At 60.8% G+C, this 25135-nt stretch carries 24 protein-coding genes and 1 tRNA gene; 11 read left to right on the top strand and 14 right to left on the bottom strand.

Annotated elements, in window-relative coordinates; genetic code table 11:
* Positions 1-2: 2 nt before the first annotated feature.
* From VJZ71_11285 to VJZ71_11270, 4 genes are all read right to left on the bottom strand, one after another.
* Positions 3-1256 (bottom strand): hypothetical protein, encoded by a 1254-nt coding sequence (locus tag VJZ71_11285; GenBank protein ID HKQ48643.1) that lies wholly within the window; start codon positions 1254-1256, stop codon positions 3-5.
* Positions 1257-1305: 49 nt separating this feature from the next.
* Complete coding sequence (locus tag VJZ71_11280) at positions 1306-1833, bottom strand: hypothetical protein (GenBank protein HKQ48642.1); 528 nt, start codon at positions 1831-1833, stop codon at positions 1306-1308.
* 9 nt (positions 1834-1842) lie between these two features.
* A complete protein-coding gene (locus tag VJZ71_11275) occupies positions 1843-2493 on the bottom strand; it encodes a membrane-associated protein (GenBank protein HKQ48641.1) in 651 nt (216 codons plus the stop codon).
* Between the two features lie 109 nt (positions 2494-2602).
* A tRNA-Pro gene (locus tag VJZ71_11270) sits at positions 2603-2678 on the bottom strand.
* Between the two features lie 121 nt (positions 2679-2799).
* On the opposite strand from VJZ71_11270, the gene sdhB reads away from it, so the two are divergent.
* The 3 genes from sdhB (at position 2800) to VJZ71_11255 (ending at position 5605) form a co-directional block, all read left to right on the top strand.
* Positions 2800-3666, top strand: coding sequence for a succinate dehydrogenase iron-sulfur subunit (gene sdhB, locus VJZ71_11265; GenBank protein HKQ48640.1), 867 nt, complete (start codon positions 2800-2802; stop codon positions 3664-3666).
* A 66-nt stretch (positions 3667-3732) separates the two neighbouring features.
* Positions 3733-4122: a hypothetical protein gene (locus tag VJZ71_11260; GenBank protein HKQ48639.1), complete on the top strand. Its 390-nt coding sequence runs from the start codon at positions 3733-3735 to the stop codon at positions 4120-4122.
* A 472-nt stretch (positions 4123-4594) separates the two neighbouring features.
* On the top strand, positions 4595-5605 hold the full coding sequence (locus VJZ71_11255; GenBank protein ID HKQ48638.1) for an endonuclease/exonuclease/phosphatase family protein: 1011 nt from the start codon (positions 4595-4597) through the stop codon (positions 5603-5605).
* 79 nt (positions 5606-5684) lie between these two features.
* Here the strand turns inward: VJZ71_11255 and VJZ71_11250 are convergent, their stop codons facing one another.
* The 4 genes from VJZ71_11250 to VJZ71_11235 all read right to left on the bottom strand — a co-directional run bounded on the left by VJZ71_11250 (position 5685) and on the right by VJZ71_11235 (position 7496).
* Positions 5685-5903, bottom strand: coding sequence for a hypothetical protein (locus VJZ71_11250; GenBank protein HKQ48637.1), 219 nt, complete (start codon positions 5901-5903; stop codon positions 5685-5687).
* Positions 5904-6056: 153 nt separating this feature from the next.
* Entirely contained in the window at positions 6057-6551 is a 495-nt protein-coding gene (locus tag VJZ71_11245; GenBank protein ID HKQ48636.1) for an Hsp20/alpha crystallin family protein, read from the bottom strand.
* 32 nt (positions 6552-6583) lie between these two features.
* Positions 6584-6985 (bottom strand): Hsp20/alpha crystallin family protein, encoded by a 402-nt coding sequence (locus tag VJZ71_11240; protein HKQ48635.1) that lies wholly within the window; start codon positions 6983-6985, stop codon positions 6584-6586.
* Between the two features lie 82 nt (positions 6986-7067).
* Entirely contained in the window at positions 7068-7496 is a 429-nt protein-coding gene (locus VJZ71_11235; GenBank protein HKQ48634.1) for an Hsp20/alpha crystallin family protein, read from the bottom strand.
* Between the two features lie 467 nt (positions 7497-7963).
* Between VJZ71_11235 and VJZ71_11230 the strand changes: the two genes are divergently transcribed.
* From VJZ71_11230 to VJZ71_11210, 5 genes are all read left to right on the top strand, one after another.
* The gene (locus tag VJZ71_11230; protein ID HKQ48633.1) at positions 7964-8932 is read left to right on the top strand and encodes an ATP-binding cassette domain-containing protein; all 969 of its coding nucleotides are present in this window, start codon (positions 7964-7966) and stop codon (positions 8930-8932) included.
* Positions 8929-9648 (top strand): ABC transporter permease, encoded by a 720-nt coding sequence (locus VJZ71_11225; protein ID HKQ48632.1) that lies wholly within the window; start codon positions 8929-8931, stop codon positions 9646-9648. The genes VJZ71_11230 and VJZ71_11225 overlap by 4 nt, the downstream gene beginning before the upstream one ends.
* Positions 9639-12329, top strand: coding sequence for a hypothetical protein (locus VJZ71_11220; protein HKQ48631.1), 2691 nt, complete (start codon positions 9639-9641; stop codon positions 12327-12329). Before VJZ71_11225 ends, VJZ71_11220 begins: the two co-directional genes overlap by 10 nt.
* Before the next feature lie 30 nt (positions 12330-12359).
* Entirely contained in the window at positions 12360-14651 is a 2292-nt protein-coding gene (locus tag VJZ71_11215) for a DUF4340 domain-containing protein (protein ID HKQ48630.1), read from the top strand.
* 70 nt (positions 14652-14721) lie between these two features.
* Complete coding sequence (locus tag VJZ71_11210; GenBank protein ID HKQ48629.1) at positions 14722-15492, top strand: hypothetical protein; 771 nt, start codon at positions 14722-14724, stop codon at positions 15490-15492.
* Positions 15493-15503: 11 nt separating this feature from the next.
* Here the strand turns inward: VJZ71_11210 and VJZ71_11205 are convergent, their stop codons facing one another.
* Entirely contained in the window at positions 15504-16037 is a 534-nt protein-coding gene (locus tag VJZ71_11205) for a polymer-forming cytoskeletal protein (protein HKQ48628.1), read from the bottom strand.
* 332 nt (positions 16038-16369) lie between these two features.
* On the opposite strand from VJZ71_11205, the gene VJZ71_11200 reads away from it, so the two are divergent.
* The gene (locus tag VJZ71_11200) at positions 16370-17929 is read left to right on the top strand and encodes a folylpolyglutamate synthase/dihydrofolate synthase family protein (protein ID HKQ48627.1); all 1560 of its coding nucleotides are present in this window, start codon (positions 16370-16372) and stop codon (positions 17927-17929) included.
* Here the strand turns inward: VJZ71_11200 and VJZ71_11195 are convergent.
* From VJZ71_11195 to kdsA, 5 genes are all read right to left on the bottom strand, one after another.
* Positions 17838-18431 carry a hypothetical protein gene (locus VJZ71_11195; GenBank protein HKQ48626.1) on the bottom strand — a complete coding sequence of 198 codons (594 nt, stop codon included), beginning with the start codon at positions 18429-18431 and terminating at the stop codon, positions 17838-17840. The two genes, VJZ71_11200 and VJZ71_11195, sit on opposite strands and share 92 nt — an antisense overlap.
* Positions 18432-18434: 3 nt before the next feature.
* The gene (gene yidC, locus VJZ71_11190; protein ID HKQ48625.1) at positions 18435-20582 is read right to left on the bottom strand and encodes a membrane protein insertase YidC; all 2148 of its coding nucleotides are present in this window, start codon (positions 20580-20582) and stop codon (positions 18435-18437) included.
* 62 nt (positions 20583-20644) lie between these two features.
* Complete coding sequence (locus VJZ71_11185; GenBank protein ID HKQ48624.1) at positions 20645-21403, bottom strand: metallophosphoesterase family protein; 759 nt, start codon at positions 21401-21403, stop codon at positions 20645-20647.
* A 40-nt stretch (positions 21404-21443) separates the two neighbouring features.
* Complete coding sequence (locus VJZ71_11180) at positions 21444-21635, bottom strand: Trm112 family protein (protein ID HKQ48623.1); 192 nt, start codon at positions 21633-21635, stop codon at positions 21444-21446.
* An 87-nt stretch (positions 21636-21722) separates the two neighbouring features.
* Positions 21723-22544 (bottom strand): 3-deoxy-8-phosphooctulonate synthase, encoded by an 822-nt coding sequence (gene kdsA / locus VJZ71_11175; protein HKQ48622.1) that lies wholly within the window; start codon positions 22542-22544, stop codon positions 21723-21725.
* Positions 22545-22684: 140 nt separating this feature from the next.
* Here kdsA and VJZ71_11170 point away from each other — a divergent pair, with 140 nt between their 5' ends.
* The gene (locus VJZ71_11170; protein HKQ48621.1) at positions 22685-23614 is read left to right on the top strand and encodes a glycosyltransferase; all 930 of its coding nucleotides are present in this window, start codon (positions 22685-22687) and stop codon (positions 23612-23614) included.
* A gap of 29 nt (positions 23615-23643) precedes the next feature.
* On the top strand, positions 23644-25135 hold a 1492-nt coding region (locus VJZ71_11165), incomplete at its 3' end, for a hypothetical protein (GenBank protein HKQ48620.1).

The raw sequence follows: 25135 nt of genomic DNA, 5'->3' as shown, positions 1-25135 counted from the left end.
GTTCAGGGCAGCAAGTTGAAATAGAGGGCGCTATAAGCCAGGCAGCCCAGGGTCCATGCGGCCGCGCGACCCGTCGTGACGTACGGCGCAATCACCACAAGCCAGATGGGAATGAAGTCCAGCGAATATCGATAGCATCCCGCCCCCATCGCGCCGGTCGTGTGGTAGCACGCCAGACCGGCGATCACCGGCAAAGTCGCCAGCATGAGCCATCGGCGCGGTCGGTCTTTCCACCATCGGGGCAACGTCAGTAAGACGGCGAAAAGAAGCGGAGTGGTCAGCCAGATGCTCCCGCCGTTCACATCCGCGACGTCGGGGTAGAGCGTCCCCGCGCGAATATCCCACGACGGAAAAGCGGTATTCATGGCCCGCAGATGTACAGGCACGTAGCGCAGGCCGAACAGCTTCTCCTGACCGCTGCGCCCAATGGAATCGGTCCGCCCTTCGTAGATTCGGCCATATCCGGTTTCGAAGGGGTTGCCGAACTTGAGCGTGTTGAGCGTCAGAGGAACAGCGGCAAGCACACCCAGGCCGACGAGAACGATCCCTCGCCGTCCCTTGGGATTGGGCCCCGCCGGTATACCCATGAACGTCATGCCCAGCAGGGGAAGCGCATAGAAGGCGGTCATCTGACGCGACCACGCGGCCAACGCCAATCCGAGGAGCGCTGGCCACATGCGTCGCGGGCCGAGAAAGTCCGCCGCGAAGATGAGCAATCCGGTGACCGCCAGGACCTGGTTGATGAAATTCACGCTCCCGCCCTGCGCGCCGCCACAGCGCTGCAAGACATGGAGCAAACTGGTTCCGACGATCAAAGAACCTGCCAGCACGGCGCCCCAGGCGCTCGATCGTGTCTGCACGCGAAATGCGCCATACGCAGCCAGGACCAGAGGCAGGGCGACCATGGCGACGTAGTACGGCGGATAAAACGTGCCCGGCGGTCCTCCCGTGAGCGTGGTCAAGGTCGTGCCGACGAGGCTGATCAGGACGAACGCGAGGCCGAAGACGTTATAGCGAACTTCCCCGACCCGCGCGACTTCGTAATCGTTGAGCCTCAGCCCGAGCGAACCCTCCCTCCAGCGCAGTGCTTCTTCCAGGGCCGCGTTGCTTTCGGCATGGACTTGCCATTGTGAAAGACGGACCTTGGGAGCGACGGTCAAATGAAGGCCGACCAAGAGTAACGCGAAACAGGCAAAGAGCATCCATCGCGGCTCTGTCCCGCCGGCCCGGGTTCCTGGGTCATTGAGGGTGGACACGTCGATGATTATATCGACCACGAACGCGACAAGTGAAAACCGTCCATCGTCAACTGACTCCTGGACCGGGCGGCGGGTTTCCCGTTTCGCCCACGGCCGATCGGGGTTTCCATTTTAGTTCCAGCTTCTTGCCATCTGGGAGCGCTGCATAACGGGCCAGGAGTGCTTCAAAGCGCGCGCGAATCGCGTCGAGTTCTTTCTGCACCAGTGGACGATAAGGCGACAGGCCTGCCTGCCGAACCGAACCGGCGAGCGTTTCATTGAACGTATCCGCGATTGAGCTTTCACCGAAGCGGTGCTCGCGCTCCAGTTGGTCGACGAGGAACTCGGCATACCTGGCTTCCAGCGGAAGCCGCTTTGCCGCACCCGGTTCGCTAAACGACTCGACCGACCAGCCGGAAGCGATGAGCCCGAAAAATGCCTCCCGGAAACCGAGCGTCGTTTCGACGGCATAGTGCATGAGATCGTGCCGCGGGAAAAACTCGCGGTAGGGCATCTTCGACCATGTCGTACTGCCGTCGTCGCGGATGCAGGTAAGGACCGGCGCATTCTCGTTTTTTTTCAGGCGGATCAACATGAAGGGCTTTCACGCTTTGGACGATTTCGCGGCCTTATTTCGTGCCGTGGGCGGCCGTGGTGGGAACAGCTTTGTCAGCAACAGATGCGACGGCATGTAGACCAACGTTGGAAAAAGAACCATGAGCAGCAGGAGGTGAGACCACGGCGGCATGTAGCGCTGGGGCTCAGGTCCAAATCCATATACCCAGTTCACGTTCTCTCGCGGACCAAGTGCAAAAGTTGCCGGCAGCACGATCCACGCGAATATTGTTTGAATGACGACAGCCCGCCGGTCGTACCGGAGCCGATGGAGCATCCAAAGCCATAGGAATGGCAGCGGCACGTGAAAGAGGGAGAGGGCGCGGACAAACACCGGGATACCGGGATCGAGCATGTAGTCGCTCAGGCCAAAGTAGTGGATCTTCCCCGTCAACTGGAGCACAAAATCGATGTTCCATCCAATCTCCAGCAGCATCGTCCCCACTGCCGCGATGCTTACCAGCAGCTTGCTCTCCAGCCAGAGCGCCGCCACAGTCAGGAACAACGCGATATCGGAGAACCACAGGAAATTGGCCGGCCCGTAGCGTTTCCCATAGACCGGCACGAGAACGGCCACGAACACTGTGGCGGCGACCTTGAGCCAGGTGGGAAAGGGGCGAGGCGAACCGGACTCTGCCACTGGCACGGCTCCCGGGAAAAACAATCGGACGAGGTCAAAATGGACGGCCCGTCGGCCCGTACGTTGACCCGACGACCGCGGCCGATTGCTCGCGGACCGAAAACGGAAATCGGGGCGAGAAGATTTGAACTTCCGGCCTCTGCGTCCCGAACGCAGCGCTCTAAACCAGGCTGAGCTACGCCCCGTAGCGAACCACGGATCATAAGCGGGCGCCGAGCGATTTCAAGCGAGGTTGCGCCACTCCTTGTTGGAGGGCCCCAAAAGCCGGATTGGACAAGGCCGGGCCGCCGATATAATCCCATGCGCATGGAACACGCTGCACCAACAGAACATTCTCACGGAACAAGTGACGACCACGTTGTTTTTCGCATCGCCCGGCAAGACCGGCCCGGAGGGGCGCGCTATTGGCAGAGCTTCGCCGTGCCGCACATTCCGGGGATGAACGTCATCTCGGCCCTGCAGTCCATCGCAGCCCATCCCGTGCCGATCGGCGAACACGAGAGCGTGCCGCCGGTCGTGTGGGATTGCAACTGCCTGGAGGAAGTGTGCGGGGCCTGCACGATGGTCATCAACGGCCGCGTGCGCCAATCCTGCACGGCTCTGGTCGATGACATCGGCCGAACCGGCGCGGGCGAGATCGAACTGGAGCCGATGAACAAATTCCCCGTGATCCGCGATCTCTTCGTGGACCGTCGGCGGATGTTCCGCGAACTCAAGCGGGTGAAAGCGTGGATCCCCGTGGACGGCTATCACGACGCGGGGCCGGGTCCGGTTCAGGGACCGCAGGATCAGGAAGAGTCGTACCCGCTGTCTCAGTGCATGACCTGCGGATGCTGCATGGAAGCGTGTCCGCAATACACCAAGATCGAACTGGAGCGACTCCCCGGCGAGAGCGATGCGGAGCTGACCGCCCGACAGGATGCGGCGTACGACAAGGCCTTCATCGGCCCTGCGGTCATCTCGCAGGCGGTCCTGTTCAACAGCCATCCGACCGGCAAGCTGACGCAGTCCGAGCGGCTGGAAGGGTTGATGGGCCCCGGCGGGATCACGGATTGCGGCAACGCGCAAAACTGCGTGAAGGTTTGCCCCAAAGACATCCCACTGACGCGCTCGATCGCCAAGGCGGGCCGCGACACGTCGATCTACGCGATCAAGCGGTGGCTGCACCGTTAAGAACAACCCGGAACTTCCACCGGCTATTAGCCGGTGCCACATACGGCTCCCTTCGGTCGCACGTCTATGACCTCGCCGAAAACTGCTCTGTCGACTCCGCGTGCCCCGCGCCGCCTCCCCAAATGGGCGATCGCGATTCCCTTCCTGGTGCTGACCGCCTGGTTTTCCTATGTCTGGTTCGTCAGCGGCGTCCTGCCCTCCGTCGAGAAGGACCCAAAGACCGGGCGGGTCACGGCGGAAGGGTACGTGAAGCGCGTCGGGTGGGGCGACTATCGCCGCCATGGTCATTGGGTGACGTATCATGCGAACGGGCAAAAGGCGTCCGAAGGGATGTACGAGGACGGTGTGAAAGTGGGGGAGTGGCGGTCCTGGGACGAATACGGTCGCGCCCTTGCTCCGGATTCCGCCCCCTCAAGCCCCCCGATGGGGAGGGGGGCGGAATTAAGCGGAATTTAACGGAACACTTCGGAGCCAGAGGTCTGAAGATCGGGTTGGCGATTGATGGGGGCATGAGCGCAATGACTCCGGAGGCGCCAGGCCAGAATCTCCAAACATTCGACCGTTCACAGCAGAATGCCGCGGCGTCGGCGCGGTCCCTCGTACCCTAACTAATACAGAATATATTACAGGAATACGAAAAGGCAAGTCAAGCCGCGGAGTTTTTTTTCGGGGTGACGCAAGGATATCCGGCCTCCCTTTGAGTCCTCGCCATTCTCCGCCCCATTCCTGCGTGCATCCGGGGGCCGTCTCGTGACAGATCGAGGCTTGCCACGACGAATAGTCAGTAGAACCGTCCGATTCGTGGCGGTTCCGTTAGGATTCGTGGGGCCTACGCTGGACCGCTACCAGGGCCTGGACTTGCCCCACGGCCCTTTTTCGCGGCGTAGCCGGAACAGCCGATATTTTTTCGGCCAGGAAGGAGATTCCAATGGCTCAAACTGACAGAGCGTCTGTATCGCCGGGGTTGATCCTCGCCCTGTTGGCCGGCTTTCCGGCAGCGCACTTTGGTGCTGAGCGACTGGCCCGCGCCGACTCCATCAGCGTTTGCAGCTTCAATATACAGTTTGTCGGACAATCCTACCGCCGGCGCGACTCGACCCTGGCCGAAGTCGTGAGGGATCACGATATCGTTGTGGTTCAGGAGATCATCGCGCCCCCGTTCCCCGGCAAGTTTCCGGACGGCACCGCCTTCGAGCCCGATCCCCAAACCGGGGCGTTCTTTGGCGCGATGACGTCGCTCGGCTTTGACTATTGGCTGAGCGAAGAAGACACCGGTACCGGCGATGATAATCATGACAACGGTCCGGCCACGGAATGGTGGGCCGCGTTCTACAAGAAAGAAGTGGTCAACAGGGCGACGGACCTGCCCCACGGCTTTCTGGCGGACGATCGCACCAATCACCCCGATTTCGAACGCGTTCCCTATGCTTTTTCATTTCGTTCCCAAAACGGCAATCTCGACTTTGTTCTCATCAGCGTCCATCTGAAGCCTGATGCGGGCACGGCGAACGAGAATCGAAGAAAACACGAGCTATCGGCCATCGCGACCTGGATTGATGAGCACGATGACGGTGCGGAAAAGGACTTCATCATTCTGGGCGATATGAATATCCAATCCCAGGCTGAGCTTGAAGAGATCATTCCCGACGAGTTTACCTCGCTTAATGACGAATGCCGGGATACCGCGACGAGCACGAACCAGGATAAGCCCTACGACCATGTCATGTTTCGACCCGCACACACGAGCGAGATCGACGCGGGTTTCGACCTCAAGGTGATTAACCTCATCGACGTGATTCCCGTGATGAATCGGTGGAACGACAACGACGGGGCGTTCCCCGGCAAACCCACCTATGACCACGATCGTTTCCGGGCTTACTTTTCGGATCATCATCCGGTGTCGTTCCGGCTGACGATTCCAGCGGACGGAGACGACTGACGCTCACCGAGCACGGTCCGCATGCGACCGGTCAAAGAGGGTTCCGGCAGGCTTCTAAGACTCGACCTGCCCTATACAGCTACACGGATGTCTCGGGCGTCTTCGACCGGCGGGCCAGACCCAGCATCCAGATACACATACCGCCCAGGAAGACGAAGGCCAGGGCGCTGGGCCACAACGGCATAGCGTGACCGGAAACAACGACGTCCGGGCGGATTACGAGCCGCGCCAATTGCGCCAGGGCCATCAAGCCGAACAGAATGCCCGACGTCCACAAACCTGCGATTTGTGCTTTCATGGTGGTCCCCTTGTTTATGCGGCTCGGCAGTAGCCTCGCACTCCCAAACAGGAGCCTCGCACGTCCGGCACGGGGGCCGGACGCTACGGGGGCTCGGCGGGAGCCTCGCCCTCCCGCACACGGACCGATCGCTGGCACTTCAGGCCCGGATCGTCACGGCGTGTTCTTGACCGCGATGCGTTTGGGCCGGGCCTCGGGCCGTTTGGCGATCGTTACAGTCAACACACCATCCTTGAACAACGCGTCGACCTTGTTGGGGTCAACGGTCGTGGGCAGTTGCAGGCTTCGCTGGAAGCTGCCGTACTGGCGCTCGACGAAGTGGTAGTCGCGCTTTTTGTCTTCCTTCTCGAGTTTTTTCTCGCCGCGGATGGTCAGCATGTTGCCGACGACCTGGACGTCCACTTCCTTCGGGTCGACGCCCGGCAGGTCGGCCTTCAGCGTGATGTCATTCTCCGTCTCGGCGAGGTCGATGCGCGGGCCCATCCCGGAGCGACCGGTCAGGCCTTCCATCGCCCCCAACGGCCAGGTATCGCCGAAGAACCGCTCGAACAAATGGTCCATTTCGTCGCGGAATCGCGTGAGGGCGGTCGTGCCGCCCTCGGAATCGATCCGCTGATCGCGTTTATTTCTCCAGGGTGTGATGTTCATGGTTTGACCTCCATCGTCACTGACCAGGTTCATTAACTTCCCTTGACGACAATTCGCTTGGGCTTGACCGACTCGGCCTTGGGCAGGTGCAGGGTCAGGACGCCGCCCTTGACCTCGGCCGCGATCTTCGAGGCGTCGATGCCTTCGCCGACCTGGAAGGTGCGGTAGAAGTCGCCGACGCCGTATTCGCGAAGTAAATAGTTCCGCTGCTCTTGATCCGGATCCGATTCGATGCGGGCCTGGATGGTCAGCAAGCCTCGTTCGTAATTGACGTCGATGTCCTGCGGCCGGGCACCCGGTACATCCGCCACGAGCAGAAGCTCGTCGTCGTGCTCGACGATATCGCAATTCGGAAGGTACGTGCGAACGTCGCGGGTTCGCTCGGCGCGGGTTACGGTGTTTTCTCGTTTTTCCATTGTTGCCGTTTCAGCCATGATATTTTTCTCCTCGTTTAATGGCGCCTGCACGGCCTGGCTGCTGCCAGAACGCGCCACCCAGCCATGATGTCGTCATTCATCAGCTTGCCTTGATCGAAATCTTGCGCGGTCGCGCCGTCTCGGCCTTCGGCATTGTGACCGTGAGCACGCCCTCTTTCAGCGTCGCCTCGACCTTGTCCGCGTTCACTTCGACGGGGAGCGTGATGACGCGCGAAAACTCGCCCGTTCCGCGCTCGCGTCGGTGGAAGGCGCGGCGACCGTCTTCCGGGACCCTTCGATGGCCCTTGATCGTCAGCTCGTTGCCGACGACGTAGATCTCCATGTCCTCCATGGAGAGGCCGGGCACTTCCGCCTCGGCGTACAGGCGGTCGCCGTCTTCCCACACGTTGATCGCGGGAAACGCCCGAACGGAAGCGAACGGTGCATAGTCGAAGACGTTGTTCAGCAGGTGGTTCATCTCCCGGCTGAAGCGGTCCATTCCTGGAATCGAGTGTCGTGTTGGCATCATGATCGCTGACCTCCTCTCAAAAGAAATCTCAATGAGACAATAGCCACGCCGACCGTGGCGGTTCGCGAAAACGGGTAAGCAATATGCGTGCCGAAGTAGGGATCGATCCGGAGATGTGTCGCCGTAAATATATGCCTGTTAGCAAGTTACGGATTTTGCGGCGCCGGGATCCCCTGGCCGAAACCGCCAAATTGTCACTGTCGAGAGCTGCCACTCTTGTCATGGCCCCGTGCTGGCAAAAACGGCGTTACTCAATTGTTACCATTGGAGTGACGGGGCGTTCTTGAGCCTCGCGTCTTTGAATATCAAGCTATAGCGGCCCAAACGGCGCATGCGGCGTTCGGGAAATCGCTGCATTCGAATATCACTTGGGATTGACGGGCAGTGGGCGATCCAATAAAAGGCGTGGCTCAGCGCCAAGGCCTAACCAGTCTCAATGAACGGCTCGAACGAGGCGTAGAACGCTCATGATCCGTGTTCAGAACCTGACCAAGATGTACGGCGATCGGCGGGCGGTCGACGGGATTTCATTTTCCATTGAAGAAGGCGAGATCGTCGGCTTCCTGGGGCCGAACGGGGCCGGAAAGACGACGACGCTGCGCATCCTGACCTGTTACATGCCGGCGACGTCGGGCGCGGCGTCGGTAGGGGGGCACGATGTCTTCAGCGATTCGATGCAGGTGCGGCGGATTGTCGGTTACCTGCCCGAGAGCACGCCGCTCGACATGAACATGCGCTGCCGCGAATACCTCGAGTTTCGCGGGAAGATCCGCGGCCTGGATCGCAACGCGCGGGCCGCCGCGATCAAGCGGGTGGGCGAGCAATGCTGGCTCGGCGACTTCATCGATCGGCCGATCCATCAACTCAGCAAGGGCATGAAGCAGCGCGTGGGCCTGGCCGATGCGCTGCTGCACGATCCCAAGGTCTTGATCCTCGACGAGCCGACGATCGGCCTGGACCCGACCCAGATTCGCGAAACGCGGAATCTGATCCGCGAACTGGCCCGCCGCCATACGGTCCTGCTGTCCAGTCACATCCTGCCGGAAGTCGAAGCAACTTGTCAGCGGACGATCATCATCGCCGGCGGCAAGATCGTCGCCTCGGGCTCGCCGTCGGAATTGAAGGAGCGGATTCGCGGCGGGTCGCGGCTCATTGCCGAGGTTCACGGTCCCAACGGCGAAGTAACGAAGGCCGTTGAGGCCGTCGCGGGCGTGTCCACCGTCGCGTGCGCCTCAGACAATGGCTGGCAGCGGCTGACCATCGAAGCGAAGCGCGGCGACGATCCGCGTGAGGAGATCTTCAAGGTCGTCAAGCAGAAGGGCTGGTCGCTTCGCGAGTTGCGGCTGGAAGTCGGCAGCCTCGAGGAGTTCTTCGTGCAGATCGTGGCGCAGCAAATGGCGGAGAGCCGCGCGGAGCGGCGCGAGGTGCGTTCATGATGAGTAATATCAAGGCACTGACGCAACGCGAGCTGATGGCGACGTTTTATTCCCCCGTCGCGTACGTGGTCGCCGCCATCTTCCTGATCGCGTCGGGATACCTCTTCATGACCTTCACCCTCGTCGAGGGCAAGGAAGCGACCTTCCGCGAGATGCTGCAGAGCATGGCCTGGGTCCTCGTGTTCGCGATTCCGCTGTTGACCATGCGGGTTATCGCGGATGAGTATGCCTCGGGCACGATCGAAACGCTGATGACCGCGCCGATCTCGGATGTGGAGGTTGTGCTCGGGAAGTTCTTCGGCGTCCTGCTCTTCTATCTCGCGCTCCTGGCGACGACGATTCTGCATGTCGTGCTCCTGTACCGCTATGGCGGAACGGACGTGGGAGCGCTGGCCTATGGCTATTTCGGAATGCTCCTACTGGGCGGGCTGTACGTGGCCATCGGCGTCTTCGCCAGCGCGTTGACTCGCTACCAACTGGTGGCGGCCCTGATCGGGGCCGGCATCTTGGCGCTCCTGACGATGCTGGTGGACAGCTTCGCGACGTGGTACGGCGGGGCGTGGCGATCCGTGCTCGGTTACATCAACATCTTTTACCAGTTCGAGGACTTCACCAAGGGCATCCTCGACACGAAGGCGATCGTCTTCTTCCTGAGCGGCACCGCGTTCTTCCTGTTCCTGACGGTCAAGGTGATGGAGTCCAAGCGATGGCGGTAGAAGCAGCCGGCACGGCCGGGGAAATGACTTCGTCGCACCGGAAATTTACGATCGGCGCCAACGTGGCCGTGGCGATTGCGGCGGCGGCGGCGCTGACGGTCGCGGTGAATTACATCGCGTCGCTGAAGCACTACCGCGAAGACGTCGCCAGCTTTGGCATGTACGGGCTGAGCGAACGAACCAAGAGCGTCGTCAAATCCTACAAAGACGATATCGAGCTATCGGTGCTTTATGTTCCGAAAGAGGACGACGACAAACAGCGGCAATACATCTCCCGTTTGCAGGATTATTGCGACGAGCTGGTGCGGTACGCGCCCAACATCAAGGTCACCTACGTCAACACGGACAGCCAGAGGGAGAAGCTCGTCTCGCGAATCAGTACGACCTTTGGCTCGGAGGCCGACAAGCACAAGACGACGCTGGCCCATTTCGAAACCTTGAGCAGCGAACTCACGGCGGACCTCACCTCGCGCTTGCAGGAGGCGCAGGCGCTGATGGAAGGGGAGACGTGGATCGGCGTTTTCCCGATTTTCGCCAGCATTGTCGCGACGATGCGGGCCGATCTGGAGAACCTGCAGAAGGCGGGTGAGGCGATCAAGGAACTGACGCCCGCGGGCGGCATCCCCAAGTACGCCGAGGCGACGACCAAGGCCAAGTCCACGCTCGATGAGGTTAAGGGACATTTGACGGCGATCGCCAAAGGCATGAGGCAGCTCTCAGACCTGGCTGACGAGACGGTCAAGGCGGATTCCAAATATCCCGTGATGTTGCGGGAGGTCGCGGCGGAGGTTCGGAAGCTGGCGACTTCCTTGCGAAGCACCGTCGGAAACGAAGGCTCGCCTCCTCCGGGCAACCCGGCATCGGCACTCAAGGCGTTCGCGGATCAGGGTGTTAGTGTCGGGGCGGCCCTCGAGGACCTCGTCCGCCGCGTGGATGCATTCGAGCGAAAGTTCCCCATGGTGAGGGACCATCCCAGTTGGGCTACCTCCGTGCAGATGGGGCCGCTCGTCGCGCGAATGTCGGTCGCCGACGTCTTGCAGCAAGCCGGCCAATCGCTTTCCAAGACACGCCTCGTGATCCTGGGCCTGATCGACAGCGGCGACAAAGAGCAACTCGCTCGTGCGGTCACGGACGCCCGACGGAATTGCGGCGTGATTGAGCAGAATGCCGAGGCCTGCCAAAAACTATTAACCGAACTGGCCGATGGGCTGGCGCGAATGGACGCGGGCTCAAAGGCCGTTTTAGATGCAGCGCGCGGCGGAAGGCTTTTCGCAGAGCGGATCACGGCGGTCGCCGACCTGACCAAGGAGATTGAAGGCCTTCCCGAGTTGAAACTCGGCTCGGTCGCGGATCAGCTTAAACAGGAGAACACCGTTGTGGTGGAGGCCAATAAGAAAATCCGCGTCGTCGGGTTCTCCGAGGTCTGGCCGCCGCGCGAGGGGGTCGGCGGTCCGTCGGCCAAGGGTGAGGAACTCGGCCGCACCTTTAACGGAGACAGCGCGATTTCCTCCGCGATCCTCGCGCTGACACGCGAACATCCCTTTGCGACGGTCATCATTACGTCTTTCGAGCCGCCGGCGCCTCAGCAGCGCAACCAGTTCATGCCGCAACCGCCTCAAAGCTGGGTGCCCTCAGCGCGGTTGACCGAATTGCGCAAGCGCCTGGAGGGCGCGAATTTCAAGGTCGTCGATTGGAACCTGGCCACGACCAAAGAGCAGCCCCAACCAGAGGAGGGCACGAAGGCCATCTACGTCTTGCTCCCGCCGCCTCCGCCGCAGCCTCCGAATCCGTTCGGCCAACAGACGCCTCCGGACCAGATGTTCGGCGACGCGCAGCGGGAGATCATTCGCAAGATTCTGGATGAGGACGGCCGTGCGCTGTTCCTGGCCACCTGGGAATTCAGTCCCGGTGGGATGTTCGGCGGTCCACCCACATCGCCGCCGTACGGCTATCGCGCGCTGTTGGACAGCGACTGGGGCATTGACGTGGACAATTCCCGTCGCCTGGTCTGGCTGGAACCCGATCGCCGGCGGGATGATACGTTTGGCGTGGTCCCGCGCTACTTCGCGCACATGCCGGCGGGGGGCTTCACGGATCATCCAATCGGTGCGCCGCTCCAGGGAACGAGATTCCTGATTAATGACGCCTGCCCGATGACCATTAAATCCGACAAAGCCGGGGTAACGACCCAAACGGTGCTGCGCATTCCCAACAGGGAAAACTACCGGGCTGCGCAGATCGGCGATTTGATCCAGATCATCAACAAATTACAGAACATTGAGTCGGAGGGCTTGATCACGTTGGAGATTCCCCCTCCGCGCGGTCCGTTTGAGATCGCCGTCGCCGCCGAACGGAAGGAGAACGACAAGCCGAAAGGAAAGATCGTCGTATCGGCCTTCGGATCCAGTGTCCGCGACGATTATCTCCAGCAGCCGGTCTGGTCGGGGGGCGAGACGCTGAAATTTGATCCGCCACCGACGGAGAACGAGGATCTGGTGGTCAATGCGCTGTATTGGCTGGGCGGGGAGGAGAAGTTGATCTCGCGGGGCCCGGTGCGGGTGCCACGCGTTCGGCAGATCGGGGGGGCTGAACAGCAGTGGATTCGGGTCGCCGTGTGGGGCATCTGGCCGGCGCTGATTTTCGCCTTTGGATTGCTGCAATGGTACGTTCGCCGGCGGTAGATTTGGAATTGCATTCGATAAGACAACGACATGAATCCTAGAACAACAGTCGGTCTGGTCGTCGCTCTGGTCGTGGCCGTCGTGGGCGTCTGGTGGGCGCAATCGTCCACCCGCGAAAAAGCCGCCGAACGCGTCGTCGCCGAAAAGTCGCTTTTCGACCCGGCGATCGGCGACGTCGTGGGCTTCGAGGTCGTGCAGACATCGTCGGGACGCCCCGTCAAGCTCGTGATGGAAAATGACAAATGGCGGATGGCCGAGCCAACGGCCGGCCCCGGTGAACAGCATGTCGTGACCGCCGACGTCAACAAGCTTAAGAACCTGACCGTCGTCAAGACATACGCGGCGAATGATCCCGATCGGCCGACGGACGAGATGACGCTGCTGAAGACGCCGCCGAAGATCGTCAAGTTGACGGACAAGTCCGGATCGTACGTCCTGAAGATCGGCGCGCGGCAGGCCCTTTCATCGAGCACCTACGTACAAAAAGAAGGTGACGAGACGATCTATCTGGTCAGCGCTGACCTGAACGCCGAGCTGAAAAAGGACCCGTCGGACTATCGCGGCAAGCAGGTGGCGCAGTTTGCACAGAATGAGGCGATTCGCGTGGACGTCAGCGGCGAACATTCCTATTCGCTCTCGAATGCCGCGGGGAACTGGACGATCGAGTCGCCCATTAAGGGGCGGGTGGACAAGTCAAAGATCAGCACGCTGCTTTCGTCACTCTCCAATCTGAACGCCCAGAAATACGTGGACGACGCCCCCAAAAGCCTGCGGCCTTACGGTCTTGAAAAGCCGCGACTCGTCGTTTCCGTACAAACCGAGAAGAAGACGCCCAAGCCACCGCCGGAGCCGCCGACCAGCGCGCCCGCTGAGCCGGAATTTGACGTCCAGCAGCAGACGGTCAAGGTGGCGTTCGGCGGCGCGGCGGACGACAAGGTCTTCGCCAAGCTGGAAGAGCCGGCCAATCCGTCGGTCTTTCAGATCCCCGAGGCCACGTTCAAGCAGATCGCGCAGTCGCTGGACGATCTGCGCGACCGCAATGTCGCGGACATGGGAACGGGGCGGGCCCAGAAAATCTCCGTGCAGTCTGGCGGCGATACGGTGGAACTCACGAACAGCGGCGGCCAATGGCAGATCACGGGCGGCCTTCCCGGCCAGGGTCACGCGGCGGAGTTCACTGCGGTCGACGACCTCTTAAAAGTCGTGCGCGAACTGAAGGCCGTGGGGTTTGAATCCGGCGAAGTGCCGACGCAGGGATTCGCGAAGCCACGGATGACCGTAGAGATTACTTTTGAAGGGCGTCTGGAACCGCTTCGCCTGGTCTTTGGCGAGAAGACCACGAGCGGCACGGGCCTGTACGTTCGCAACGAACGCGAGGGATTCGTGGCCGTCGTGAATGCGGACGCGATCGAATCGCTGACCGCACGGCCGTCGTCATACATGAATCGCGACCTGGTCCGCTTCGACAAGATGCAGGCGAAACAGTTGGAGTTGACCTTCGCAGAATGGAACTGCCTGCTTGTCAAGGAGGGCGAGGTTTGGAAGTTCAAACGGCCGGTGGAGGGGTCGACCGAGGAGACCGCGGTCAATAACGTCCTCAACAACCTGAGTAATCTGCGGGGTCGCCGCGTGGTGGGTCGCGCCGACGAAGCCGCGAAGTTTGGCTTGGATAAACCGGTGGTACAGGCCGCCGTAACCGTGCAGCCGCCCGCCGAACCGAAACCTCTCGCCACCACTCAGCCGTCAAGCCAGCCGACGCCGGACGAATCGTTGCCTCCACCCGTCGTCCATACTGTCAAAGTGACCCCGCATAACGGCGCGGTCTATGCGATGGTTCCCGGCGGAGAGACGATCTGCGAAGTCGATCCGAAGGTCTTCGACGATCTGGTGACGGAACTGTTTGACACGCGCGTGGCGACTCTCGAACCGTCCCAGGCCCGCAAGATTGATATCAAGGGGCCCTCGAGTTTCGCGTTCCGCAAAGAGGGCGACGACTGGCGGCTCGTCGGCGAACCGACGTTTGCCGCGGACGCCGCCAAAATTACGGAGCTGTTTAATGCGCTGCGCGATCTCCGGGCGGGCCAATACGTTCGGTACGCCGGCGCCAATCTCGTCGAATATGGCCTGGACAAACCGGAGACGACGATTATCGCGGAGACCGAAGGGGCCGAGCCGGTCACACTGCTGATCTCCGCGAAGGGCAAGGGGGCGGGCGACCGGTATGCCGCGGTGGCTTCCGTGCCCGGCCGGGTCTTCGTTCTCAAGGCGGAAGATCTTCCCAAGTTCACCAAACAACTATCTGACTTCCGAAAACCCGGCTAGGATGCCTGCGGCCCCTCTCCTCGGGGCCGCCCTCGCGGCGAGTTTTCCCTGCGCGGACCATGAGGTCATTATGCCCATCGAAAGCGGTCCGACCGGCGAACGAAAAGTCCGCTCTTCGCTTCTGTTCTTGATGGTATTGGTCTTTGGCTTTTGGTTCGCCTACGACGGATGGATCGGCTATCCCGGCGAAAACTACAGGGAAAACCTCGAACAACTGCCGGCCGACCGGGGTGAAGCGAACAAGGACATCCGCGTCTATAAGACGGTCAACGAGGAGTCCTCCTTGGCCGCCAATCAGCTCACCAAGAAATACCGCGGCAGACCCGAAACGATTCGCTCCAAACTGGAATCGCTTTTTGGCGGCCCTCCATCCTTCGAAACCAAGGACACGATGTACTACTTCGGTCCGGCCTATCGCGTCACCATCCCGCTCGATGCTACGCGCTCGGACGATCAAAAAGTCGTGGGCCGGGCGACGGAGAAATCCGCGACGGATATTCTTTTTCAGAAGGGCCTGGGCATCGGGCTGTTGATCTTCGCCGCGTATCTCCTGGTCTTTGTTCTCCGTGTCCGCGGTACTCGACTGGTTTTGAATGAGGCCGGCTTGCAATATTGCGGCAGGGGGCCGATTTCATGGGAGGCCATGCGCGAGCTGGACATCTCCAAGTTCTCACGGAAGGGGCATGTTGACCTGGTGTATGACGACAACGGATCGCCACGAAGGCTGCGCCTCGACGAGTACCACCTGGAAAAGTTCGACGAAGTGATTGACGAGATCTGCGCCCGCAAAGGATTTGAAAACCCCCTCCCGACAACAGAAGAGCCGGCCGCGGGTTCCTGATTACATCCGCGTCACTCTTCCGCCGGCGCCGCGGGATCAGACGGGGCGAGCGGGCGCAGGGGCTGTGGGCGAATGCGCAAATCGACGGCGAGTTCAGCAACGACGTCCTCTTCGTGGGACGGCTCGTCTTGGCACGGATCCGTATTCTCGTCGGCCTGCCCCTCCACCGGCCGGGTGATCCGACAATTGCCTTGGATCACGGCTCCCTCATGCACAACGATCTTGGGGGCGGATATGTCTCCGATCACCTGGGCCAGGGGTCCGACCTCCACGCATTTGGACGCGACGACCGGCCCACGAACGCGCCCCAGAACCGTGACATGGGTCGCCACGACCTCGGCGTTGAGCCACCCTGTCCTTTCGACGACGATATCGCCGCACGTCGCCAGCCGCCGACCCGGGTGTGACCCCGTAATCCGGAGGCTTTCCAGCTCGACGCGAGTCTGGCAATGGGGACAAAAAATTGAGAGGGCGCGGCCAGGGACCCGCATCATCCCCCGGCAATTGACACACCGAACAATCTTGGTCTTTGCAGCGGGGGTCACGACAGGATTCCCTTCCAGGCCCGTTGTTTAGACTATCCCGCAAGGGTAGAAGGCCCGTCAAGTCGTCAGGCCGGATTTATTTGCGGGCAACCTCCGAACCCGCGGATATTTAGGTGCGTATGAAAGGGGGCTGCGAGTTGGAGAGAGGTGGCAGTTCTTGATACTTGGCACGAAAATTTGTTAGGTAAATGTTATATTTTCTCCATTTGCCCGCAATCGGCCGTAAGTTATTTCAAGGACAATGTTTACATTTTGCGGAGGCGGCGATAGAGGCAGCTTTTCGGCCGTTCTTCCTTGATATTCGGGCTTTCTGCCGTTAGAATGCACCCCCTATGGGACACACCGCCACTATTGTCCGTTCCACCCGCCAGCGGTCCATTAAGTCGGCCGACCCAAAGGTCCGGCCTGCCACGGTCCGCGCTCAAAGTCGAAAGCTCGTGAAGAAAGGCACAAAGGCCCGAGCCGAGCAACGAACGAAGCCGGCCTCCCCTGGAAAAAAGCCGATCCGCACGATGCGGGCGGCGATCGAATTCCTTGACTCGCACGTCAATTACGAGCGCCGGCCCCCGACGAATCGCGCGAAGGCCCGGGGGGCATACTCCCTGACGCGGATTCGGAGGCTGCTCGCCGATTTGGGTAACCCGCACCGCGCCTTTCGCAGCGTGCACATCGGTGGCACCAAGGGAAAGGGCTCGACGGCCACCATGCTGGCCCACATGCTTCAAAACAACGGCCTCCGCATCGGCTTATATACATCGCCGCACGTTGTGGATGTCCGCGAGCGGATCGTCATCAACGGCGAATCCATTTCTGAAGCGGGATTTGCGCGCGCCATCGGAGCGGTTGCGGACGTCTCCCGGCGCTATAAGACCGACGCTCCGACCTATTTTGAGATACTAACGGCCGCCGCCTTTTGGTACTTTCGAGAAAAGAAGATCGACGTCGCCATCGTGGAAGTGGGGCTGGGCGGCCGGTTGGACGCCACCAACGTCCTGCGACCGGAAGTTTGCGGCATAACGAATATCAGTTATGACCACATGGCCCAACTGGGCGGGACATTGGAGGAGATCGCCGAGGAAAAGGCCGGGATCTTCAAAGACCATGTTCCGGTCGTCTGTGCCCCGCAGCCGAAGAATGTGAAGAATGTCCTGCGCAAGGCGGCGGAGAAGACCAAGTCGCCGGTGTTCTTCGCCGGCACAGAGTCGGGCGATCAGATTGAATTAAGTTACCGGTTCGAATCGTCGCGTTCGGCCGGCCCGCAGGCGCGCATTTGCGTCACGACTCCCACGAGCCATTTCGACCACCTGGCGGTGCCGTTGGTCGGCGAACATCAAGCCATGAATTGCGGCGTCGCCATCGGTATCCTGGACCAGCTCAAGAGCCGCGGATTCGCGATCGACGACGAGGCGGCGATCGCGGGCCTTTCGAAGGTCAAGCTGCAAGGCCGCATGGAGATGATCTGCGACGAGCCGCGGGTCCTTGTGGACGCCGCGCACAATGCCGCGAGCATCGAAGCGTTGATGCGGGCGATCGGCCAGAACGTGCCCTGCGAGACCACGGTGGTCATTTTCGGGTGCTGCACCGACAAGGACATCGACGGCATGTTGCGGCAAATTCAGCTGGGCGCCGACAAGGTCATCTTTACGAATCTGGAGAATTCCCGCGGGGCGGAGGCGCGCGAACTGGCGATGCGCTTCGCGGAAATCAGCGGGAACAGCCGCATGGCCCAGGTGTCGAGCAGCCTTTCGCAGGCCCTGGAAACCGCGCAAAAGGCGATCACCCGCGACGATCTGATCTGCATTACGGGTTCGTTTTATCTGGTGAGCGAGGCGAAAGCGCTTTTCGCAGATCATCCTCATCGCGTGGAGTCCACTTGCTCGGGCGCGGTGTAGGCGGATTTCGGCGCAATTCCTCCGCGCTCACTCCACCCAAGACGAAAAGAATGCCCCAGATCGCGGCCAGCACGCCGGTGGTGACACTCCGCGCGACCGACGCTTGCCAGGCAAAGAGCGACATTCCCAGATAGGCCACGAAGAACAGCGTCGCGAATCCCGTTGTCCATTTGGCCGGTCGGCCGCTTCGGAATCGATCATTCTGCAGGCCCATTCCCAGGGCCACGAGCCACAGGCCGCCAATAAAGTTGACGCACACGGCCGCCAAGGCCCAACGCTGAGCGGGTGCCGAGTCTTTCGCGACCTCCACGACCTGGCGGCCCGCTTCCGTGGGCCGCAACTCGTCCTGGGTCAGCCCCGTGAACGACCACCAGCAACACGTGGACAGGGCCATCAAGAAACCGACGGACTGATAGATGAATCCGGTCGCGTGGCAGAACGCCCGCGGCGGAGGAGAGGGGGGCGATGGGGGGTCGGCGGGGGCCTGAGGTTCGATTCGCATCGCTTAGAACCGCGGCTGCTTCCGCTGTTTCTTCGGTTTCTCCGGCTTGCGACCGGACTGCGCCAGACGGGCATCTTCGGCCTTCTTGGCTAGCCGTTCCAGAAACGAGGGCTTGCCGTCACCCAGGGCGGCCGTCTCCTTTTTCTTAATTTCAAATTCCCCACGCGCATCCCGCTCGCGGATGTGCTTCTTGATTCGATACTGCTCCAACATACCCAGCAGGTTGCTGGAAAGGATGTAGAGATTCAGGCCGCTGGGGAAGTTATAGAAAAGAAGCCCGAAGAACAACATCATGAACGACATCATCTTCTGCTGTTGAACCATGGGGTCGGGCAGCGGTCGGCCCTCTGCGTCGAGCTTGGGAGGCGGCGGCTTGTCCGGCTTGGTGAGCTTCTGCATGAACTTCTGCTGCGCATACATGGTGATGGTCATGATGATGGGCAGCAGGTTGAACGCGTGAATCGTGCCCGTCATGGCCCCAATCAGCGGGATGTGAATGTCCCACGGCGGCGACGGCTGATACAGCGCATCAGGCGAGGAAAGATCATTAATCCACCAGAAGAAGGGCCGATGGCGCAGTTCCACGTTGGTATTGAGTGTCGTCCACAGCGCGACCCAGATGGGCATCTGGAGAAACATGGGCAGGCACCCCAGCATCTGGCTGGCCGGGTTGATGCCTTCCTCGCGATACAGTTTCATCACCTCTTCGTTGAGCTTCTGCTTGTCGTTTTTGTATTGTTCCTGCAGAGCCTCCATCTTCGGCTTGAGCTGGGCCATGCCCTTCTGCATCTTCATCATGTTGATCTGCCCGCGCTTGGTGACCGGGTGCAGAATCAGCCGGACGATGAGGACAAGAATAATAATGGCCACACCGTAATTGCCGACGACCTTGTGGGCCGCGGTGAGCAACCAGAGCATCGCCACCTGGATCACGTGAAAGGTGCAGCCGGATTGGTCGGCATGCCGCACGATGCCGTAGGCCCGCTCGCGGGCCTCGGGCAGTCGCTCAAAAAGACTGTCGCTCTTCGGGCCGCAAAACGCCTGCATCGGAAGGGTGATCGTTTGTTTCGGGGCGATCCTTGGCGGGGCGAGGACCTGTTCGAAGCTCAAATCATCGGCGGGGTCGGGAAGGTCCAAATACGTGCGCCCCTGCGTCTTGACGAGGTACTCTGGATAAGGCGCTTGAGCGGAAGCCGCCGGTAAGGGCGCGACGATGCACACAAAATACTTGCTGCCCAGCGCGGACCACGCCGTGTGCTGGCCTTCAATCAACTTCAACTCTTTGGAGGCATTCTCCGCCTTGAGGACGTCTTTGCGCATCGCGGTTTCGCCGTCGACGATTCGGCCGCCTTCCTCGATGACGGCGCTGACGATTCGACGAAACTCGCGCTGCGGGTCGTCGTTCTTCAAGCCGATCGGACCTCGTTGCGTGATGATCACGCTGCGCGGTTCGCGGGAGAGGTTGTCGATCGTCAGACCCAGGTCAAGGTGATACGCACCTTTGGCCAGGCGATAGGTGCGCGTCAGCCGGAGCACGGGTTCGCCTCCGCTTTTTATGACGGTGCTTAACTCGACCGCCTGGCCGGTCTCGTCGTCGCGCCGCTGGAGCGACCAGTTCACGTCGGACAGCTCCACGGTCTGTTTGTCTTCGACCAGAAGCGCCCGTTCCGTCACAAAGGAGGCCAGCGGCATCCCTCTACCGTTGTCCTCCACAGCGCGGAGCAGATCGTACGGATCGTGATCCGGATTTTTCTTGTCTTTGGGAACATGATTGCGATGGCGCGACAACCGAACGGATTCCACGCCCGCGCCCCGGGTGGTCACGACGACCGCCATCTCATAGGGATTGACAAATCCGGTGGATTTTTTGTCCTCCCGGTCGTCGCCCAGTGTCACTGTTTCGACCGGGCCTTTGCTATCCGTGGTGAAACCGGCCGTGCCCGATGAGGTCTTTGTCGCCGGTTCGGTCGGGACGGAAACATCGGCGGTCATCGTTGTCGGGCTTGCCGGCCCGGCTGCGATCGCCGGCGCGGACGACGCAGGAGCCGGTTGAGGGGGCGGGTAGAGAATCGTCTGCAACTGGAACCAGCCGACGAGAATCAGCAGGCAGACGAGCGTGGCGATGAGGGTTCGTTTGGTCTGTGGTTCCATGAATTGGCTCGGGCCTCTGATCGTCGCCGTGGATCACCGCTCTGAACAGGGCGGAGGTCTCCTCATTTGCCCTCGTACAGTCGGGCGCCGAGGAAATCATCCAGATTGGGATTGGCCTTGATCTTTCGTGCGGTCACATCAATGTTGTACTCGACGCGGATGAACTGTACCTGATCGTCGTCGACGATCACATACGCCGCGCGGGGATCCCGGTCGCGCGGCTGACCGACGGAGCCGACGTTGATAATTACTTTTTCGTCGCCGATGGTGAACGTGTGATCGTCGCCGAGTTCGTCCGGCGGCTCGAAGTAGGGATCATCGACAAACACGCCGGGGACGTGCGTATGCCCGCAAAAGCAGGTCATCTGCTCCATCCGCTCAAAATTTGCCATGAGCTTCTGCGGCGAGCTGAAGACGTCGTCCGGGAAAAGATACTCGTTGATCGGCTTGCGCGGCGACCCGTGTACGAAGAGCAGCCCGTCCATCACGTTTCGCGGGGAGAGCGAACCCAGGAAACGCCATCGGCCGTTGCGCTTCTGGACATCGGACTCTTCCTCCAGGTTCGTGCGTGTCCAGAAAGCCGCCTTCTCGGCGGCGTGATTAAAATTCGCCGGCTCGTAAAAGACAGCGTGATCGTGGTTGCCGCACAGGCTCCACGTGGCCCGCTTCGCGACGAGATCCAGGCACTCCCCCGGATCGGGGCCGTAGCCGATGATGTCGCCGAGGCAATAAATGGTCTTGATCTCGCGCTGATCAATATCCGCCAGGACCGTCTTCAGGGCTTCGAGGTTGGAATGAATATCGGAGATGATGGCAAACATGGTGTGTAGGCGGTGTAAGGTATTGCCCTGACAGGGAAATTTATTGCGGACGCGTGGCGACGGCTTCTTCGATCAACATGATGGGAATATTGTCGCGGATCGGGTATTTCAGCCCGCAGCCCGTACAAAGCAACCATCCGTCCACTTTTTCGCCGGGTTGCGCGTCCTGGGGCTGAAGGGGCTTTTTGCAAGCCGCGCATACCAATATCTCAAGTAAATCATTGCTAATCATAGTGTTACAAAAAGCCCCGTCTGGCCAAGAAATCCGTGGTCCTCTCACGTTCGACGTGAACAACTCTAAGCGGCCGGCCCGCCAGCGTCAACGACTCAGCGACTCGCGTATCCGCAAACATGTCGTGAGCAGTGATTCCAGTTGATTGAGCGGATACACGGTGGCGGCATCCGATTTAGCCCGATCCGGCTGATCGTGAACCTCAAGAAACAGTGCGTCGGCGCCGGCCGCGACGCCGCATCGCGCCAGCAACGGGACAAAGTGCCTCAGGCCCCCGGATTGATCGCCGAGTCCGCCGGGGATCTGGCAGCTATGCGTCGCGTCGAAGACAACGGGGGCGATCTCGCGCATCGTGGGAATCGCGGTGAAGTCGTTAACCAGGTGACCGTAACCGAAAAACGTGCCGCGCTCCGTTAACAGGACCCGGCGGTTACCGGTTTCGCGGACTTTTTCGACGGCCTGGGCCATCTGCTCCGGGGCCATGAATTGCCCCTTCTTGAGGTTTACCGGCTTTCCCGTCCGTCCTGCCGCGGCGATGAGATCCGTCTGCCGACACAGGAAGGCCGGGATTTGGAGGATGTCGCAGACCTCTGCCGCCGGCGCGGCCTGCGATTCGATGTGGATATCCGTGACAATCGGCACGCCGACCTTCGTGCGCACCTCCGCCAGCGTCTTGAGCCCCGCCTGCATCCCCGGGCCGCGAAAACCCTTGACACTCGTGCGATTGGCCTTGTCAAAGCTGCACTTAAACACATAGGGCATCTTGAGCGAGCGGCAAATCCCGGCGACGGCGTCTGCCATCCTGAGGCAGTGTTCGGTGGACTCGATGATGCACGGGCCCGCGATGAGCGCGAGGGGCCGGTCTTGTCCGATGGTGAACGGGCCGATATCTACGCAATCGTGCGGCATGGTCTGAACATCCAGCGCGGCGTACCCCGCGGGAACATGAGACCATAACTCCGCTCATCGGTCCAGGCAAACTCCACCCGTCGCCGACCGGTAGTCGAAACGCGTGTTTCTGGTATAACGCCGCGGGTAAGGACTGAAGGATGCCGGACCCTCCACACACTGCCGCGCGGATCGCCGTCTTGATCCCGTGCTACAACGAATCAAGGACTATTGCCAAGGTCGTGGCCGATTTTCGGCGCGAGATCCCCGAGGCCGCCATCCATGTCTTTGACAACAACAGCACGGATGGAACGGGGGAGATCGCCCGCAGCGCCGGCGCGACGGTGCTTCATGAAAAGAAGCAAGGCAAGGGCCATGTCGTCGCGGCCATGTTCGACCAGGTCGAGGCGGACTACTACGTCATGGTGGATGGCGATGATACCTACCCGCCGGAGCGCGTCCGCGAATTGCTCCGCCCGGTCATGAATGGGGAGGCCGACATGGCCGTCGGCCGGCGCGAGGCCGTCGATCAGGCCGACGCCTATCGCCGGTTTCACGTCCTGGGAAACTGGCTCGTCCGCACCATGATCAATCGTATCTTCGGCTCCCGGCTCCAGGATATCATGAGCGGTTATCGCGCCTTTACGCGCGCCACGGCACTCAATCTCCCGGTTATCGCCTACGGATTCGACATCGAGACGGAAATGACGATCCAGTGCCTCTATCGGAAATGGGTCATCCGTGAAGTACCCGTCGATTATCGCGGACGACCGGAGGGAAGCGCGTCGAAGCTCAATACGTTTCACGACGGTCTTCGAGTTATCTTCAAGATTCTCAGCCTGTTCCGCTCCTACAAACCGTTGACGTTTTTTGGGCTGCTGGCCATCCTGTTTTTCCTGGCGGCGTGCGGCTGTGCTGCGGGCGTCTTCTGGGGGACGCTTCCGCAGGATTCCACCCTGCGAATGTCGCTGATTGTGCTGGCGACGACCTTCATGGCCATGAGCCTTGTGGCGGCGAGCATCGGCGTGATCGTGCAGCTCATTAACTTTCGTTTTCTCGAACTCGATTCGCTGTTGCGGCGTCGTAGATAGATGTACTTCGAACGATTGGGGTGTGATCGATGGCAACTCCGGAGAGTGATTCAATCGCCGATCGCCTGGCCCGGGCGTCCGAAGCCGCCGCTCGAAAGTTCGGCGTCGAGCCTGCCAATCCGGCGCGGATAGACGATGCCCTGGGTGGGGCGATTTCACCACAAAAGCTTGTCGACAACCTCGCCGAAGTATGGCGAACCTCGCCGGAAGAGGCCCGGTCTGTCTTGGAACAGCATGGCTTCGGGTCCCTCCTGGCCCGCCTGCAAAGCGGGGAAAGCGCCGCACGTCGAGAGGAGGTGCAGGGCCCGCCGCTGTGTATGACGCCGATTCTCCGATTGGCAAGGGACGCCATTTCGATTCGCGCCTGGAATCCCATGTTTAACGACCCCGTCACGGCCTCTGGCGAACTACAAGACTCCGTCAAGACGATTCTCGAGGCCTTTTTGCCCACTGCCCAGAAGGATGTGCTCGGCGTCCTGTATCGCGAAAGACCCGCGGCCTATGCAGATCGATTTCTCACCACGGACGCACCAAAGATCGACGAATATGTGCGGAAGCATTTCGGAAAAACGCCGCCGAAATACCTGGTCAACAGCGGCATCGGGGCGAACGAGCAGTTCAACTACTTTGTCGCGGCGCTGGCGAATCAGCGACCGAATCGCCACACGACGTGGCTGCTCGCCAATTCGCCCAAGGAAGTGGCCACGCTGCTGGCGGATGCCACGATCGAAAACACGCTCTTCATGGAGTTCTCCCGAAGCGGCATCACAGAAGAAACCGTCAAACTGCACGAGCTGACGCCGCGATCGGCGCGAAGGGTCGTCTTTGCCAATGCCGGGCCCCTCAAGGAACTCGGCGAGCGCGACGGGAATCTCGTCCTGGAATTGCCCAGCGAAGTCTCGGGGCGTTACGGCCGCAACAAGACCCCGATCCTCCTGGCGCCGATGTACGTGGCGGGATTGGACGTACGCTCCTATTGGGCGACGATCCAGGCCGCGTGCGACGGAATGCCGTTATCCGACCGCGCGTCGCCGCCGGTCATACTCGCGCAGTATCTTCGCCTTCAGCAGCTTCGCCGCGGCGTGAACCACATCTACCTGGGAACGAACGACGCGCGGTTACGCTTCTCCGGCGATGAGTTCTGTCAGTTCTGGAACGAGGGCGTGAACCGGGACGGCAACGACATCACCATGTCCCGTTATCTCGGCCTGCCGCGTGATTCGCACATGAACCTGGAGGCGATCCTGGGCACCAGCGAGCGGAAAATGGCGATTTTCCTCCTGCGCGCCCGCGGCGACGAATCACATCCGCTCCTGCTCCAGGCGGCCGACCCGGTCAGACCCGAGCATAGGGGCTTGACCGCGAATGATGTCGATTTGATCCTGGCCCTGGCAAACGTCCAACGCTGTAGCGAGAAAATGCCCACGCTCCTGATCGCCGTGTCCGACGTCAACCTCGACGCGTCCGCCTGGCTCGGCCAGCTCTGGGCGGATACCACCCTCGTGTATTCGCGGCTGATTG

It is taken from the genome of Phycisphaerae bacterium, assembly GCA_035275405.1.
Taxonomy (GTDB): Bacteria; Planctomycetota; Phycisphaerae; order UBA1845; family UTPLA1; genus DATEMU01.
The sequence above is the reverse complement of the archived record's forward strand: the minus strand, read 5'-3'. Positions and strand labels throughout refer to the sequence as shown.